The 14116-nt window shown below is 70.1% G+C and carries 19 protein-coding genes; 14 read left to right on the top strand and 5 right to left on the bottom strand.

The genetic code is table 11. The annotated features are described in order from the left end of the window. Positions 1-110: 110 nt before the first annotated feature. The 10 genes from VGR06_RS32615 to VGR06_RS32660 all read left to right on the top strand — a co-directional run bounded on the left by VGR06_RS32615 (position 111) and on the right by VGR06_RS32660 (position 8391). The gene (locus tag VGR06_RS32615) at positions 111-293 is read left to right on the top strand and encodes an Insertion element protein (protein WP_327563026.1); all 183 of its coding nucleotides are present in this window, start codon (positions 111-113) and stop codon (positions 291-293) included. Further along, positions 290-991, top strand: coding sequence for a phosphoadenylyl-sulfate reductase (locus VGR06_RS32620; protein ID WP_327563027.1), 702 nt, complete (start codon positions 290-292; stop codon positions 989-991). The genes VGR06_RS32615 and VGR06_RS32620 overlap by 4 nt, the downstream gene beginning before the upstream one ends. Further along, positions 873-2039 (top strand): sulfate adenylyltransferase subunit CysD, encoded by a 1167-nt coding sequence (gene cysD / locus VGR06_RS32625; protein ID WP_327563028.1) that lies wholly within the window; start codon positions 873-875, stop codon positions 2037-2039. Before VGR06_RS32620 ends, cysD begins: the two co-directional genes overlap by 119 nt. Then, the gene (locus VGR06_RS32630) at positions 2039-3496 is read left to right on the top strand and encodes a sulfate adenylyltransferase subunit 1 (protein WP_327563029.1); all 1458 of its coding nucleotides are present in this window, start codon (positions 2039-2041) and stop codon (positions 3494-3496) included. The genes cysD and VGR06_RS32630 overlap by 1 nt, the downstream gene beginning before the upstream one ends. A gap of 18 nt (positions 3497-3514) precedes the next feature. After that, positions 3515-4591: an ABC transporter substrate-binding protein gene (locus tag VGR06_RS32635; protein ID WP_327563030.1), complete on the top strand. Its 1077-nt coding sequence runs from the start codon at positions 3515-3517 to the stop codon at positions 4589-4591. Between the two features lie 37 nt (positions 4592-4628). Continuing rightward, positions 4629-5432 carry an ABC transporter ATP-binding protein gene (locus VGR06_RS32640; protein WP_327563031.1) on the top strand — a complete coding sequence of 268 codons (804 nt, stop codon included), beginning with the start codon at positions 4629-4631 and terminating at the stop codon, positions 5430-5432. Then, positions 5419-6324, top strand: coding sequence for an ABC transporter permease (locus VGR06_RS32645; RefSeq protein ID WP_327563032.1), 906 nt, complete (start codon positions 5419-5421; stop codon positions 6322-6324). Before VGR06_RS32640 ends, VGR06_RS32645 begins: the two co-directional genes overlap by 14 nt. Beyond that, positions 6324-7079 (top strand): sirohydrochlorin chelatase, encoded by a 756-nt coding sequence (locus VGR06_RS32650; protein ID WP_327563033.1) that lies wholly within the window; start codon positions 6324-6326, stop codon positions 7077-7079. Before VGR06_RS32645 ends, VGR06_RS32650 begins: the two co-directional genes overlap by 1 nt. Positions 7080-7146: 67 nt before the next feature. Then, on the top strand, positions 7147-7617 hold the full coding sequence (locus tag VGR06_RS32655; protein WP_327563034.1) for a DUF4396 domain-containing protein: 471 nt from the start codon (positions 7147-7149) through the stop codon (positions 7615-7617). Positions 7618-7626: 9 nt separating this feature from the next. Further along, positions 7627-8391, top strand: coding sequence for an enoyl-CoA hydratase-related protein (locus VGR06_RS32660; protein ID WP_327563035.1), 765 nt, complete (start codon positions 7627-7629; stop codon positions 8389-8391). On the opposite strand, the gene VGR06_RS32665 is transcribed toward VGR06_RS32660, so the two are convergent. Beyond that, complete coding sequence (locus VGR06_RS32665; protein ID WP_327563036.1) at positions 8388-8837, bottom strand: ribonuclease domain-containing protein; 450 nt, start codon at positions 8835-8837, stop codon at positions 8388-8390. The genes VGR06_RS32660 and VGR06_RS32665 overlap by 4 nt on opposite strands. Further along, on the bottom strand, positions 8834-9025 hold the full coding sequence (locus VGR06_RS32670; protein WP_327563037.1) for a hypothetical protein: 192 nt from the start codon (positions 9023-9025) through the stop codon (positions 8834-8836). The genes VGR06_RS32665 and VGR06_RS32670 overlap by 4 nt, the downstream gene beginning before the upstream one ends. A 229-nt stretch (positions 9026-9254) precedes the next feature. Between VGR06_RS32670 and VGR06_RS32675 the strand changes: the two genes are divergently transcribed. The 4 genes from VGR06_RS32675 to VGR06_RS32690 are packed head-to-tail and all read left to right on the top strand — an operon-like array spanning position 9255 to position 11475. Then, positions 9255-10220 (top strand): zinc-binding dehydrogenase, encoded by a 966-nt coding sequence (locus VGR06_RS32675; protein WP_327563038.1) that lies wholly within the window; start codon positions 9255-9257, stop codon positions 10218-10220. Next, positions 10217-10666 (top strand): phosphohydrolase, encoded by a 450-nt coding sequence (locus VGR06_RS32680; protein ID WP_327563039.1) that lies wholly within the window; start codon positions 10217-10219, stop codon positions 10664-10666. Before VGR06_RS32675 ends, VGR06_RS32680 begins: the two co-directional genes overlap by 4 nt. A 36-nt stretch (positions 10667-10702) precedes the next feature. After that, positions 10703-11050, top strand: coding sequence for a metalloregulator ArsR/SmtB family transcription factor (locus VGR06_RS32685; RefSeq protein ID WP_327563040.1), 348 nt, complete (start codon positions 10703-10705; stop codon positions 11048-11050). After that, positions 11050-11475 carry an SRPBCC domain-containing protein gene (locus VGR06_RS32690; RefSeq protein WP_327563041.1) on the top strand — a complete coding sequence of 142 codons (426 nt, stop codon included), beginning with the start codon at positions 11050-11052 and terminating at the stop codon, positions 11473-11475. Before VGR06_RS32685 ends, VGR06_RS32690 begins: the two co-directional genes overlap by 1 nt. Here VGR06_RS32690 and VGR06_RS32695 read toward each other — a convergent pair. The 3 genes from VGR06_RS32695 to lepA form a co-directional block, all read right to left on the bottom strand. After that, complete coding sequence (locus VGR06_RS32695) at positions 11472-11849, bottom strand: MmcQ/YjbR family DNA-binding protein (protein ID WP_327563042.1); 378 nt, start codon at positions 11847-11849, stop codon at positions 11472-11474. The two genes, VGR06_RS32690 and VGR06_RS32695, sit on opposite strands and share 4 nt — an antisense overlap. Continuing rightward, positions 11842-12399 carry a Uma2 family endonuclease gene (locus VGR06_RS32700; protein ID WP_327563043.1) on the bottom strand — a complete coding sequence of 186 codons (558 nt, stop codon included), beginning with the start codon at positions 12397-12399 and terminating at the stop codon, positions 11842-11844. Before VGR06_RS32700 ends, VGR06_RS32695 begins: the two co-directional genes overlap by 8 nt. A gap of 94 nt (positions 12400-12493) precedes the next feature. Then, positions 12494-14116: translation elongation factor 4 (lepA, locus tag VGR06_RS32705; RefSeq protein ID WP_327563044.1), on the bottom strand; the 1623-nt coding region annotated here is incomplete at its 5' end.

Raw genomic sequence — 14116 nt, forward strand, 5'->3', positions numbered from 1 at the left:
AGCAGCGCCCGGCGCATGGAACGCGCGAGCGAGCTTGCGAGCGAGCACGACAACAGCCGAGCGGCGCACGGAGGAAGCCGACACCTTCTGCGGCCGAGCGGGAGCGACCAATGAACACCGAACGTGCCACGCCGTTCTACTGCCCGTACTGCGGCGACGAGGACCTGCGGCCGGAGGAGGAACCCCATGCGGCGTGGCTGTGCGGCTCGTGCCGGCGGGTGTTCACGGTGAAGTTCGTCGGGCTCAACATCCCGGCGAAGGTAGAGGCAAACCCAGAGGGGGTGACGCGGTGACCACCGCGACGCGCAAGGAGGATCTCAAGGCTCTGGCCGAGGCGGCGTCGGCCGAGTTGGCCGAGGTGAGTGCGCACGAAGCGCTGGAGTGGACGGCGCGCACGTTCGGGGATTCCTGGATAGTGGCGTCCAACATGCAGGACGCGGTCCTCATCGACGTGGCGGTCAAGGTCAAGTCCAATGTGGACATCCTGTTCCTGGAGACGGGCTACCACTTCGCCGAGACCATCGGCACCCGGGACGCGGTCGCCGTGGTCTACCCCGAGGTGCGCATCGTCAACGCCGAGGCCGAGCAGTCGGTGGCCGACCAGGAGGCGGAGTTCGGCCTGCTCAACCGGACCGCGCCGGACCGCTGCTGCTTCCTGCGCAAGGTGGTGCCGCTGCAGAAGACCCTGGCGAACTACGACTGCTGGGTCACCGGGGTGCGCCGGGTGGATGCGCCGACCCGGGCGAACACCCCGATCGTGCAATGGGACGACCGCAACGGCCTGGTCAAGGTGAACCCGATCGCGGCGTGGAGCGACGAGGAGTTCGACTCCTATATCGCCGAGCACGGCATCCTGCAGAACCCGTTGGTGAGTGAAGGATACCTGTCCATCGGCTGCGCTCCCTGCACCGCGAAACCGTTGCCGGGAACCGATCCCCGCAGCGGGCGCTGGGCCGGCCTGGCCAAGACCGAATGCGGGCTGCACGGATGAGCTTGCGAATGCGAGAGCCGAGGGAGTTGGCCTACCACGACGAGGGTGGGCCGAGGAACGAGGTCTGCCCGAGGAGTGGTTCGGTGAGCCACCACCCGCGGCGACCCACGACCATGGCCAACCTTCCCGAGGTAGAGGGCACCGCATGACGACGAAAGCGATGGACGCGCTGGGCCGCCTGGAGTCCGAGGCCGTCCACATCTTCCGCGAGGTGGCCGGGGAGTTCGACCGGCCGGTGATCCTGTTCTCCGGCGGCAAGGACTCCACGGTGCTGCTGCACCTGGCGGCGAAGGCGTTCTGGCCGGCTCCGGTGCCGTTCCCGCTGTTGCATGTGGACACCGGGCACAACTTCGACGAGGTGATCGACTTCCGGGACCGCACGGTGGAGCGGTACGGGCTGCGGCTGATCGTGGCGAAGGTGCAGGACTGGATCGACGACGGCCGGCTGACCGAGCGGCCGGACGGCACCCGCAACCCGCTGCAGACCGTGCCGCTGCTGGACACCATCAACGAGCACCGGTTCGACGCGGTGTTCGGCGGCGGCCGCCGGGACGAGGAGCGGGCCCGGGCCAAGGAGCGGATCTTCAGCCTGCGCAACGCCTTCGGCCAGTGGGAGCCACGCCGGCAGCGTCCCGAACTGTGGAACCTCTACAACGGACGGCACCGCCCGGGCGAGCATGTCCGGGTGTTCCCGCTGTCGAACTGGACCGAGCTCGAGGTCTGGCGCTACATCGCCCGCGAGAAGGTGGAGTTGCCGTCCATCTACTTCGCGCACCGGCGGGCGGTGTTCCCGCGGGACGGCATGCTGTTGACGTCCGGGCCGTGGGGTGGGCCCCGGCCGGGCGAGCCCGTCCGGGAGCTGACCGTGCGGTACCGCACGGTGGGCGACGGCTCCTGCACGGGCGCGGTGGAGTCCGACGCGGCCGGCATCGACGACGTGATCGCCGAGGTCGCCGCGTCGCGACTCACCGAACGCGGCGCCACCCGCGCAGACGACCGGCTCTCCGAGGCGGCCATGGAGGATCGTAAGCGGGAAGGCTACTTCTGATGACTGAGCGGCGGAGCCCGGAGGACATCGCGGCACTCGAGGTGACCACAGAGCGCGCGCCCGGCGAACGCCACGCTATCGCGGTGGCGGGGCACCCTACCGGGATCGTGACATTCCCCGCCCCGCCTGCCCCGCCGGAGCGATCGCGTCCGCGCGCGAAGTCGCGGGAAGGACGCATTGACCTGCTACGCCTGGCGACGGCCGGCTCCGTAGATGACGGGAAGTCGACTCTGGTGGGCCGGCTGCTGTACGACACGAAGTCCGTGCTGGCCGACCAGCTGGACGCGGTGCACCGTGCGAGCGTCGACAAAGGACTGTCCACTCCGGACCTGTCGCTGCTGGTGGACGGGCTGCGCTCGGAGCGCGAGCAGGGCATCACGATCGACGTGGCGTACCGGTACTTCGCCACCCCGCGCCGGTCCTTCGTGCTCGCCGACACCCCGGGCCACGTGCAGTACACCCGCAACACGGTCACCGGCGCGTCCACCGCGCAGCTGGCCGTGCTGCTGGTCGACGCGCGCAAGGGCGTGCTCGAGCAGACCCGCCGGCACGCCGCGGTGCTCGCCCTGCTCGGCGTGCCGCGGCTGGTGGTCGCGGTCAACAAGATCGACCTGGTGGACTACGACGAGGCCGCCTTCGAGGTGATCGCCAAGGAGTTCACCGACCACGCCACGGCGCTGGGCTACCCGCTCGGCTCGGTGCTGGCCATCCCGGTCTCCGCCCTGATCGGCGACAACGTCGTCAACCACAGCGACCGCACGTTGTGGTACGCCGGGCCGACGCTGCTCGAGCACCTGGAAACCGTTCCGGTCGAGCCGGATCCGCACCACATCCCGTTCCGCTTCCCGGTGCAGTACGTGATCCGGCCGCGCACCCCGGAGCATCCCGACTACCGCGGCTACGCCGGCCAGGTCGCCTCCGGCACCGTCACGCCGGGCGACGAGGTGGTCGTGCTCCCCGCGGGCCTGCGCACCACGGTCACCCGGATCGACACCCCGGACGGCCCGCTGGCCGAGGCGAGCGCCGGGGCGTCGGTGACCCTGGTGCTGGCCGACGACCTGGACATCGCCCGCGGCGACCTGATCGCGGTGGCCGCGGCGCCGCCCCGGGTGACCGGCGAGTTGGACGCCACGCTCGCCTGGCTCGCGGACAAACCGTTGCGGCACAACGCCCGCGTGCTGGTCAAGCACGGCACCCGCACCGTGGCGGCGATCGTGACCACCCTGGTCTCCCGGTTCGACGAGCAGCAACTGTCCACTGTGGGCAATCCGGAGAACCTGCAGCTCAACGAGATCGGCCGGGTGCTGCTCCGCACGGCGGAACCGCTGCCGGTCGACGACTACGCCGCCAACCGCCGCACCGGGTCGTTCCTGGTGATCGACCCGGCCGACGGCACCACCCTGGCCGCCGGGCTGGTCGGCACCCCGCAACCGCTGTCCGGCATCCGACCCAACTGACCAGAGAGGGCTCCCCCCGTGCGCATCCGACGAGCACGCATCACGACCGCCGCGATCGCCGCCGTTCTGCTCACGGCGCTCGGTGCCTGCTCACGTGCGGACAGCGGGAGCACCGCCGGTGGCAACCAGGCCCCAGCCGTGGACAAGGGTCCGGCCGCGGAGCTCCGGCTCGGCTTCTTCCCCAACGTCACCCACGCGGCCGCGCTGATCGGGCTGGACAAGGGCCTGTTCGCCAAGGAACTGGGCAGCACCAAACTGACCCCGGCCAGCTTCAACGCCGGACCGGACGAGATCAACGCGCTGCTCGGCGGGTCGCTGGACGCCGGCTTCATCGGCTCCGGCCCGACCATCAACGCGTTCGCCAAGTCCAAGGGCGAGGCGATCCGGCTGATCGCCGGCGCGGCCTCCGGCGGCGCGCAGCTGGTGGCCAAGCCGGAGATCCGCAAGCCGGAGGACCTCGCCGGCAAGACCGTGGTGACCCCGCAGCTGGGCAACACCCAGGACATCTCGCTGAAGAAATGGCTCAAGGACAAGGGTCTGACCGACAAGGTGCAGGTCACCAACCTGGACAACGCGCAGACCCTGGACTCCTACAAGCAGGGCAAAGTGGACGCCGCCTGGCTGCCCGAGCCGTGGTCCTCCCGGCTGGTCCTCGAGGGCGGCGCCAAGGTGCTGCTGGACGAGAAGGAGATCTGGCCGGAGGGCAAATTCCCGACCACGGTGCTGATCGTGCGGACCGCGTTCCTCAAGGACCACCCGCAAACCGTGCAGGCGCTGCTCCGTGGCCTGGTGGCCGCCGTCGACTTCGCGAGCGGCAGCAGGACCGACGCCCAGGCCGCGGTGAACGGCAAACTCAAGGAGATCACCGGCAAGGCGCTGAGCGACGCGGTGATCCAGCGCGCCTGGGCCGGCATCGACCTGACCTTCGACCCGCTGGCCAGCCGCTTCCCCCAGCTGGCCAAGGACTCGGTGACCGCGGGCATCGCCAAGGAGGACACCAACCTGGCCGGGCTGGTCGACCTCAGCGCGCTCAACGCCGTGCTCAAGGAGAAGGGCAAACCCGAGGTCAACGCGTCGGGTCTGGACAAGAAGTAGCGAACCCGTGGACACCCGAGGAAGGCAGGCGACGACGATGACCGCCACTCTCGACGCCCCCGCGACCCGAATCCGCACCACGAGCGGCGCCGCCGTGCGGCTGTCCGGGGTCGGCAAGACCTTCGGGCAGGGACGGCGCGCGGTCACCGCGCTCGACGAGGTCGACCTGGAGGTCGCGCCCGGCGAGTTCGTCTGCCTCCTCGGCGCGTCCGGCTGCGGCAAGACGACCGTGCTGAACCTGGTGGCCGGGCTGGACAAGCCCACCGCGGGGGTGATCGAGCTGAGCACCTCGCGGCCGGCGGTGGTGTTCCAGGAGGCCGCGCTGATGCCGTGGCTCACCGCCGGGCGCAACGTCGAGCTGGCGCTGCGGCTGGCCGGCGTCGGCCGCGCGGCCCGGCGGACCCGCACCGCCGAGCTGCTGTCCCTGGTCCGGCTCGACGGCGCCGGCGACAAGCGCCCGCACGAGCTGTCGGGCGGGATGCGCCAACGTGTCGCGCTGGCCCGGGCGCTCGCCTCGGCGCTGCACCAGGCCGCCGCCGACGAGCAGCCGCTTCTGCTCATGGACGAACCGTTCTCCGCGCTGGACGCGATCACCCGGGACGTGCTGCAGGCGGAGCTGGTGCGGATCTGGCGGGCCACCGGCACCGCGGTGCTGTTCGTCACCCACGACGTGCGCGAGGCGGTCCGGCTGGGACAGCGGGTCGTGCTGCTGTCCTCCCGGCCCGGCCGGGTCGTCGAGCAGTGGCAGGTGGACGGCCTCACCGGCGCCGACGATGTCGTCATGATCGAGACGATCAACGCGCGCCTGCGCGAGGTGATCAGCAGCCATGCCGCAGCCTGACGGTGCCCTTCAGGACACGCAGGCGGGTACCGAGAACGATGCGGCGGTCGGGGCCGGCCTGGACGCGCTGGACACTCCGGCCGCCGGCCAGGAGCGCACCGGCCGGCTGACGGGTTTCCTGCGCCGGGCGCTGCCGCCGGTCGTGGCGATCGTCTTGCTGATCGCGGTGTGGCAGGCGTTGTGGGCGGCCGCGATCTGGCCGGAGTACCAGCTGCCGGCGCCGAGGGACGTGTGGGCCCGGATCGCCGAGCTCATCCCCGACGGGGAGATCTTCTCTCTGCTCTGGGTCTCGGTGCACCGTGCGGTGATCGGGTTCCTGGTCGCGCTGGCCGTCGCGGTGCCGCTCGGTCTGGTGATCGCCAACGTGCGCCCGGTCCGCCGGGCCATCGGGCCGCTGATCACCGGGCTGCAGAGCCTGCCGTCGGTGGCCTGGGTGCCCGCGGCGGTGCTCTGGTTCGGGCTCACCGACCCGGCGATCTACGTCGTGGTCCTGCTCGGCGCGGTGCCCTCGATCGCCAACGGGCTGGTGTCCGGCATCGACCAGATCCCGCCGATCCTGCCGCGGGTCGGCAAGGTGCTCGGGGCGGGCCGGATCGCCGGCGTGCGGCACATCCTGCTGCCCGCGGCGCTCCCCGGCTTCCTCGCCGGGCTCAAGCAGGGCTGGGCGTTCTCCTGGCGCTCGCTGATGGCCGCCGAGCTGATCGCCACCTCGCCGCAGCTCGGCGTCGGGCTCGGCCAGTTCCTGCACAACGGCAGCTCGCTCAACGACATGTCCATGGTCATCGCCGCGATCCTGCTGATCTTCTTCGTCGGCGTCGGGATCGAGCTGCTGGTGTTCCGCCCGCTCGAACGCTCCGTGCTGCTGGCCCGGGGCCTGACCGGATCGTTCTGATGTCGACAATCCCCCTCGTCGCCGTGGCCCACGGCAGCCGCGACCCGCGCTCGGCCGCGACCGTGACCCGGTTGCTGGCCCGGGCCCGCTCGGTACGTCCGGATGTCGACATCCGGGGCGCGTTCCTGGACCTGTCCGCGCCACGGCTCGGCGACGTGCTCACCGCGCTGCACGGCCAGGGCCACCGCGAGGCCGTGGTCGTGCCGCTGCTGCTGGGCCACGCCTACCACGCCCGGGTGGACGTCCCGACCCTGATCACCGAGGCGACCGCGCGGCTGCCCCGGCTGTCCGTCACGGTCGGCGAGGTCCTCGGCCCGGACCCCCGGCTGGAGGACGTCGCGCTCGCCCGGTTGCTCGCCGCCGGCGCACAGAAGGACGACGAGGAGCTGGGCGTCGTGCTCGCCGGTGCGGGCTCGAGCCACCCGCCGGCCAACGCCGCGGTGTCCGCCGTGGCCCGGCGCTGGGCGGCACGGCACGGGTGGGCCGGCGCCGTCGCGGCGTTCGCGGCCGCCGCCGACCCGGGCGTGCCGGCCGCGATCCGGTCGTTGCGGGCCCGCGGAGCCCGGCGGATCGCGGTGGCGTCCTGGTTCCTCGCACCGGGCCGGCTGCCCGACCGGATCACGGCGCTGGCCCGCGCGGCACATCCCACGGTGCTCGTGGCCGGCCCGCTCGGTGCCGCCACCCCCCTGGCCGAGCTCCTGCTCGACCGCTATGACGAGGCCCTGGCCGGCGCCGAGAACCTGCAGTACGCCTGAATTCCCGACCCGGTGGACAGCGTCCGTGCTTGCGTTCGCAATACCCTAGGGGGGTATAGTCGTGGTCATGAACACACCATGGCGAACCGCGATGAGCGCGACCCTGCACTGCCTCACCGGCTGTGCCATCGGCGAGGTGCTCGGCATGATCATCGGCTCGTCGCTGGGCTGGTCGAACCTCGCCACCGTGATCCTGTCCATCGTGCTGGCGTTCCTGTTCGGCTACTCGCTGACCATGCGGCCGGTGCTGCGGGCCGGCGTGGCGCTCGGCGCGGCGATCTCGGTGGCGCTGGCCGCGGACACCGTCTCGATCACCGTCATGGAGATCATGGACAACGCGGTCATGCTCGTCATCCCGGGTGCGATCACGGCCGGCGTGCTGGACTGGCTGTTCTGGGCAAGCCTGGCGATCTCGTTCGCGGTGGCCTTCGTGGTCACCGTCCCGGTCAACAAGTGGCTGATCGGCCGCGGCAAGGGGCACGCCGTGGTGCACCAGTACCACCACCACCACGACGAGCACAGCGAGCACGCTCACTAGGGTGCTGGCATGGCTGAGCTCGTGCACTACGCGGTGGCCGGCGGCGTTGCCACGATCACGCTGGACTCACCGCACAACCGCAACGCGCTGTCCACCCAGCTGCGCCGCGAGCTGCGGGCGCACCTGAGCGCCGCGGAGGGCGACGAGGCCGCCCGGGTGATCGTGCTCGACCACACCGGGCCGGTGTTCTGCGCCGGCATGGACCTCAAGGAGGCCGGCGGAGCGTCCACTTCGGACCAAGGGGTCAACGAGTTTCCGGCGATCCTCGAACAGATCTGGAACAGCCCGAAGCCGGTGCTGGCCAGGCTTGCCGGCCCGGCCCGGGCCGGCGGGGTCGGCCTGGTCGCCGCGGCGGACATCGCGGTGGCCGCGCAGGACGCCACGTTCGCGTTCACCGAGGTGCGGATCGGCGTGGTGCCCGCGGTGATCTCGGTGACCGTGCTGCCCCGGCTGCTCCCCCGCGCCGCGCACGAGCTGTTCCTCACCGGCGAGCAGTTCTCCGCGCGGCGGGCCGTGGAGATCGGCCTGCTCAACTCAGCCGTCCCGGCCGCGGAGCTGGATGCCGAGGTCAGCCGCTATGTCGGAATGTTGACATTGGGTGGCCCGAACGCGCTGGCGGCGACCAAGCAGATGCTGCGCCGCGAACGCCCGGCGAGCCTCACCGAGGACTTCGCCGCGATGACCGCGCTGTCCGCCGGCTTCTTCGCCGGTGCGGAGGGCCAGGAAGGCATCCTCGCGTTCGCCCAGAAACGCAAACCCAACTGGGTTCCCTAACGGGACGCATCGACCACCACGAACGACCGGTAGTGATCACCGGTGTAGTACAGCTCGTGGCCCGCCCCGGTGACGAGCCTCCGGAGCCCTCGGTCCGGGCTGCCCGGGGTGGGCACCGTGTACTCGTGGTAGTAGCCGGAACCCTTGCCCGGCAACACCTGCTCGCGGTTCTCGAACACGGCGCCGTCATTGCGGGGATACGGAAACGGCCCGCCGCGCTGCACCAGCCGCCAGGTGCTCGCCGCCTCCGCCGGCAGCGCGGACAACGTCCGGACCGGCAGCCCGGAGTCCGCGCCGGGCACACCCGTGGACACGCTGGCCGGGCTGCCGGCGGGGGATGTTCCATTGTCGACAACCTGCGTCCGGACGAACCAGCCAACCACCACCAGGACAACGAGTCCCACGAGAGCCGCGGTGATCCGCCCGCGTGAACGGGATGCGGTCATCGCGCGCCAAGCGGCGGCTCATCCTCATCGGACGGCCCGAACCACGCCGACGCGTAGTCCACGATCCGGTCGATCAACCACGCCACCATCACGCACGCCGGCACCACAACCGCCATCACGAGGGCGAACTGGAACGGAAACGCCAACCCGAGCACCCACAGCTCGACGTCGTTCCACCAGTCACCCACGGGTTCAAACTTAGACCGTGTCGATTGGCTCGCTCCGCTCGCGTGCGCGGGCCTTGACGCGGTGTCTTCCCTCCTGCGCTGCTCGGTCGCTCGTCCCTCGCTCCCTGCGCTGCTCGCAGTGTTCAATTCCGGCTCGATGGCGTAGCGCCAGTCAGGCACCGCCGGCCCGCGCGGGATCTCAATCACTGTCGTGGCGCGGGGCGTCGTTGCCACCGATAGGTTTGCCAACATGTTCGCCGTCTACGCCGATGCGCCGAGCCCGGACGACCCGATCGCCGCCCTGCGGGTGGGTGAACGGCCGGAACCCGAGGTGCCGGACGGCTGGGTGGCGGTCCGGATGCGCGCGGCCAGCCTCAACATGCACGACGTGTGGACGTTGCGCGGGGTCGGCATCAAGGCCGAGCAGTTCCCCATGATCCTCGGCTGCGACGGCGCCGGCGTGCTCGGGGACGGCACCGAGGTCGTGCTGCACTCGGTCATCGGCGACCCGCAGTGGGCTGGCGACGAGACCCTCGATCCGCGGCGCACCGTGCTCACCGAGAAGTACCAGGGCTCGTTCGCCGACCTCGTGGTCGTGCCGGCGCGCAACGTCCTGCCCAAACCCGCCGGGCTGTCCTTCGCCGAGGCCGCCTGCATGGGCACCGCCTGGCTGACCGCCTACCGCATGCTGTTCGTCAAGTCCGGTCTGCGCCCCGGGCAGACCATGCTCATCCAGGGTGCCTCCGGCGGCGTCGCCACCGCCCTGATCGCTCTCGGCCGGGCCACCGGCCTGCGGGTCTGGGTCACCGGCCGCACCGAGGAGAAACGCGCCCTGGCCGAGCAACTCGGCGCGCACGCCACGTTCGAGTCGGGCGCCCGGCTGCCGGAACGGGTGGACGCGGTGTTCGAAACTGTCGGCAAGGCCACCTGGGCCCACTCCATGCGCGCGCTGAAGCCCGGCGGCATCATCGTGATCTCCGGCGCGACCAGCGGTCCCGACCCCGGCGCCGACCTGCAGCGCCTGTTCTTCCTCCAGCTCCGAGTGGTCGGCTCCACCATGGGCACCCGCGACGAGCTGGCCGACCTGCTCCGGTTCTGCGACGTCACCGGTATCCGCCCGGCGATCGGCGCCGAGCTCCCCATGACCGAGACCGAGACCGCCCTCCGCCAGATGCTCGATGGCGACACCGCCGGCAAGATCGTCCTCACCCGATGACCATCCGGTTCACTCTCGATGACGCCATCCAGCTCGCCCGCCGCGCCCACGAGGGCCAACTGGACATGGCCGGCCGCCCCTACATCGGCCACCCGCTCCGCGTCATGGGCCGCCTCACCGGCGACCGCGAACGCATGGTCGCCGTCCTGCACGACGTCATCGAGGACACCCCGGTCACCGCCGCGGACCTGACCGCCACCGGCTGCCCGCCTGACGTGGTCACCGCGGTCGTCGCCATCAGCAAGAACCCCGGCGAGGAGCAAACCGCCTACCTCGCCCGAGTCGCCGCCAACCCGCTGGCGCTCACCGTCAAACGCGCCGACATCGCCGACAACATGTCCCCCGACCGCCTGGCCCGCCTCGACGCCCCCACCCAGGCCCGCCTCACCTCGAAGTACACCGCCGCGCTCCGCCTCCTCGACGAGCTCGAGGCATCGCACAGGTAGCTTGACGATCCTCAACGTTTATCATAAGTTTTATCCATGACAGGAGCGGGGAGGCCGCGGGCCGACCGGGACGTGTTCCGGGCGATCGCGGATCCGACCCGGCGGGCCACCCTGGAAGTGCTGGCCAGAAGCGGGGAGCAGACGGTCAGCGGGCTGGTCGAGACCGTCGGGGTGGAGATGCCGGTCCTGTCACGGCACCTCGCCGTACTCCGCGAGGCCGGACTGGTCACCCAGAAGCAGGCCGGCCGGAACCGGCTCTACTCGATCGAACCTGAAGGGCTGCGCCAGGTCTTCGACTGGGCCGCCCTGTTCACCGAGTTCTGGACCGACAAGATCAAGAACCTGCAGGACTACCTGGACAAGCCACACAAGAAGGAGCGTTGATGTCGCGCACCATCACGATCGACGTGGTTCTCCCGCACCCGCCGGCCGAGGTCTGGCGCGCGCTCACCGACCCCACGGCGCTGGCCGAGTGGCTCATGCCGGTCGAGGACTTCGCCCCGATCGTCGGCCAGAAGTTCATCCTGCGGGCGAAACCGATGCCCGGCTGGGACGGTGTCGTCAACTGCGAGGTCACCGAGGTCGACGAACCGCACCGCCTGGCCTACACCTGGCACGGCAGCAACATGCGCCACCCCACCACGGTCACCTGGCAACTGTCCGAAGTAGACAACGGTACCCGCCTCCAGCTCGAGCACGGCGACTTCTCCGGCATCCTGCTCGCCTTTCTCCACCGCAACGGCTGGCGCCGCATCGTCCACAAGCGCCTCGCCACCCACCTCACCCGAGCCGAGGCACACGAAGACTAGCCATCGAGCTCGGCCACCAACCGCTTCGGCGCCACCACCCGGTAGGCATCCGCAACGATCTCCGCGACCTCCACCCAGTCCACCGGCACATCCAGGTACACCCCGAGCCACCCGCGATGCCCCACATACGGCGGCCGGAAGTACCGCTCCGGACTCGACCCCACCAGAGCATCCTGCACTCCCGGCGGCGCCGCACACCAGAACCCCAGCCGGTCATCATGATGATGATTGGCATACGTGACAAAGGTCTTCTTGTCCCGCACGAACCACGTCGGCTCCCCATGACTGAGCCGCTCAGTCACCTCGGGCAACGCCAGACACAACTTCCGCAACGACTCCAACGGATCACCCGAAGACGCTCGAACCTCAGCCATCAGTATCCAACAACTCCGCCGGCACGATCCGCACCGCGAATGGACGCTCCGCCACGAACACTTCGTCGCCGTTGACCTCCGCCACCTGTCGATACCGTCCGTCGTCCAGTTCGAACACGATCAGGCTCGGCTGTCGCGGATCGACCACCCAGTAGCAGGGAACACCCATACGCTCATAGGCCGCCTTCTTGTTGTTGAGATCGTTAATCTCGGTGCTGGGCTCGAGCACTTCAATGGTCAGCACGGGCGCCGCGGCAAGGTGTGTCTCACCTAGATCATCAGCTCGAGCAACCAGGGCATCGGGCCGTAGCTCAGTGTCATCGGATGGCCGAACCGCGAGAGGCCCCAGCAACACGTGCATGCTATCGGGGCAGGCACTGTCAAGCGCTACCACCAGCTTGAGCAGGGCTCTCTGATGGCGCCTACCGGGAGTTGGACTCATGATGAGCATCCCATCGATGAGTTCATGCCGTCTGCCGTCATCGGGCATCGCCTCCAAATCGTCCACAGTGAACGGGCGCCAGGGTGGGATGCCGGACGTGATGGTCATGGCGGCTATGGTGCCCGTTCTTCCCGTCGTGGACCACTTCAGCAGACTTCGCTGGCGGGGGCGAACGGCTGTCCACAGGCGCGTGGCCTGTGGACTACTTGCGGCTCTTGGACTTGTCGGTGGGCTCGTCGGTGGACAATGCGGCGACGAAGGCTTCTTGGGGGACCTCGACGCGGCCGACCATCTTCATGCGCTTCTTGCCCTCTTTTTGCTTCTCGAGGAGTTTGCGCTTGCGGGTGATGTCGCCGCCGTAGCACTTGGCGAGGACGTCCTTGCGCATGGCTCGGATGGTCTCGCGGGCGATGACGCGGGCGCCGATCGCGGCCTGGATGGGGACCTCGAACTGCTGGCGCGGGATGAGCTGGCGCAGCTTGGTCGCCATCCTGGTGCCGTAGGCGTAGGCCGCTTCGCGGTGCACGATGGAGCTGAACGCGTCGACCGGCTCGCCCTGCAGCAGGATGTCGACCTTGACCAGGTCGGCGGCCTGCTCACCGGCTTCCTCGTAGTCCAGGGAGGCGTAGCCGCGGGTGCGCGACTTCAGTGCGTCGAAGAAGTCGTAGATGATCTCGGCGAGGGGCATGGTGTAGCGCAGTTCGACCCGGTCGGTGGACAGGTAGTCCATGCCGCCGAGCTGCCCGCGCCGCGACTGGCACAGCTCCATGATCGAGCCGATGTAGTCCGACGGCGCGATCACCGTGGTCTTCACCACCGGCTCGTACACCTCGGCGATCTTGCCGCCCTCCGGCCAGTCCGACGGGTTGGTCACCACGTGCTCGGTGCCCTCGTCCATGACCACCCGGTACACCACGTTGGGCGCGGTGGAGATCAGGTCGAGCCCGGCCTCCCGCTCCAGCCGCTCGCGCACGATCTCCAGGTGCAGCAGGCCGAGGAACCCGCACCGGAAGCCGAACCCGAGCGCGGCCGAGGTCTCCGGCTCGTAGCTCAGCGCGGCGTCGTTGAGCCGCAGCTTGTCCAGCGCCTCGCGCAGGTCCGGGTAGTCCGAACCGTCCACAGGGTACAGTCCGGAGTAGACCATCGGGCGCGGTTCCCGGTACCCGGCAAGGGGTTCCGTGGCGCCCTTGCGTTCGGCCGTCACCGTGTCGCCGACCCGGGACTGCCGGACGTCCTTCACCCCGGTGATCAGGTAGCCGACCTCGCCCACGCCCAGCCCGGCGCTCGGCTTGGGCTCCGGCGAGATGATGCCCACCTCGAGCAGCTCGTGCGTGGCGCCGGTGGACATCATCCGGATCCGCTCCCGCGGCGTGATCTTGCCGTCCACCACCCGGATGTAGGTGACCACGCCGCGGTACGTGTCGTACACCGAGTCGAAGATCATCGCCCGGGCCGGGGCGTCCGCGCTTCCCTGGGGCGGCGGCACCAGCCGCACCACCTCGTTGAGCAGCTCCCGCACGCCCTTGCCGGTCTTGGCCGACACCCGCAGCACGTCGTCCGGCTCGCAGCCGATGATGTGCGCGAGCTCCGCGGCGTACTTCTCCGGGTCCGCGGCCGGCAGGTCGATCTTGTTGAGCACCGGGATGACCGTCAGGTCCTTGTCCAGCGCCAGGTAGAGGTTCGCCAGCGTCTGCGCCTCGATCCCCTGCGCGGCGTCGACCAGCAGGACCGCGCCCTCACACGCCTCCAGGGCACGGGACACCTCGTAGGTGAAGTCCACGTGCCCCGGCGTGTCGATCATGTGCAGCACGTGGTCGCGCCCGCC

Origin of the sequence: Actinophytocola sp., from assembly GCF_036002505.1 — a bacterium.
Lineage (GTDB): Bacteria > Actinomycetota > Actinomycetes > Mycobacteriales > Pseudonocardiaceae > DASYTH01.

What these genes read in the sequence shown, in the direction of transcription:
- VGR06_RS32645 (WP_327563032.1), top strand. Translation starts at nt 5,419, where the DNA reads ATGCCGCAGCCTGACGGTGCCCTTCAGGACACGCAGGCGGGTACCGAG.
- VGR06_RS32695 (WP_327563042.1), bottom strand. Translation starts at nt 11,849, where the DNA reads ATGGCTGAGGTTCGAGCGTCTTCGGGTGATCCGTTGGAGTCGTTGCGG.
- VGR06_RS32665 (WP_327563036.1), bottom strand. Translation starts at nt 8,837, where the DNA reads ATGACCGCATCCCGTTCACGCGGGCGGATCACCGCGGCTCTCGTGGGA.
- VGR06_RS32630 (WP_327563029.1), top strand. Translation starts at nt 2,039, where the DNA reads ATGACTGAGCGGCGGAGCCCGGAGGACATCGCGGCACTCGAGGTGACC.
- VGR06_RS32680 (WP_327563039.1), top strand. Translation starts at nt 10,217, where the DNA reads ATGACCATCCGGTTCACTCTCGATGACGCCATCCAGCTCGCCCGCCGC.
- VGR06_RS32615 (WP_327563026.1), top strand. Translation starts at nt 111, where the DNA reads ATGAACACCGAACGTGCCACGCCGTTCTACTGCCCGTACTGCGGCGAC.
- VGR06_RS32640 (WP_327563031.1), top strand. Translation starts at nt 4,629, where the DNA reads ATGACCGCCACTCTCGACGCCCCCGCGACCCGAATCCGCACCACGAGC.
- VGR06_RS32690 (WP_327563041.1), top strand. Translation starts at nt 11,050, where the DNA reads ATGTCGCGCACCATCACGATCGACGTGGTTCTCCCGCACCCGCCGGCC.
- VGR06_RS32660 (WP_327563035.1), top strand. Translation starts at nt 7,627, where the DNA reads ATGGCTGAGCTCGTGCACTACGCGGTGGCCGGCGGCGTTGCCACGATC.
- VGR06_RS32655 (WP_327563034.1), top strand. Translation starts at nt 7,147, where the DNA reads ATGAACACACCATGGCGAACCGCGATGAGCGCGACCCTGCACTGCCTC.
- VGR06_RS32685 (WP_327563040.1), top strand. Translation starts at nt 10,703, where the DNA reads ATGACAGGAGCGGGGAGGCCGCGGGCCGACCGGGACGTGTTCCGGGCG.
- VGR06_RS32700 (WP_327563043.1), bottom strand. Translation starts at nt 12,399, where the DNA reads ATGACCATCACGTCCGGCATCCCACCCTGGCGCCCGTTCACTGTGGAC.
- VGR06_RS32675 (WP_327563038.1), top strand. Translation starts at nt 9,255, where the DNA reads ATGTTCGCCGTCTACGCCGATGCGCCGAGCCCGGACGACCCGATCGCC.
- VGR06_RS32650 (WP_327563033.1), top strand. Translation starts at nt 6,324, where the DNA reads ATGTCGACAATCCCCCTCGTCGCCGTGGCCCACGGCAGCCGCGACCCG.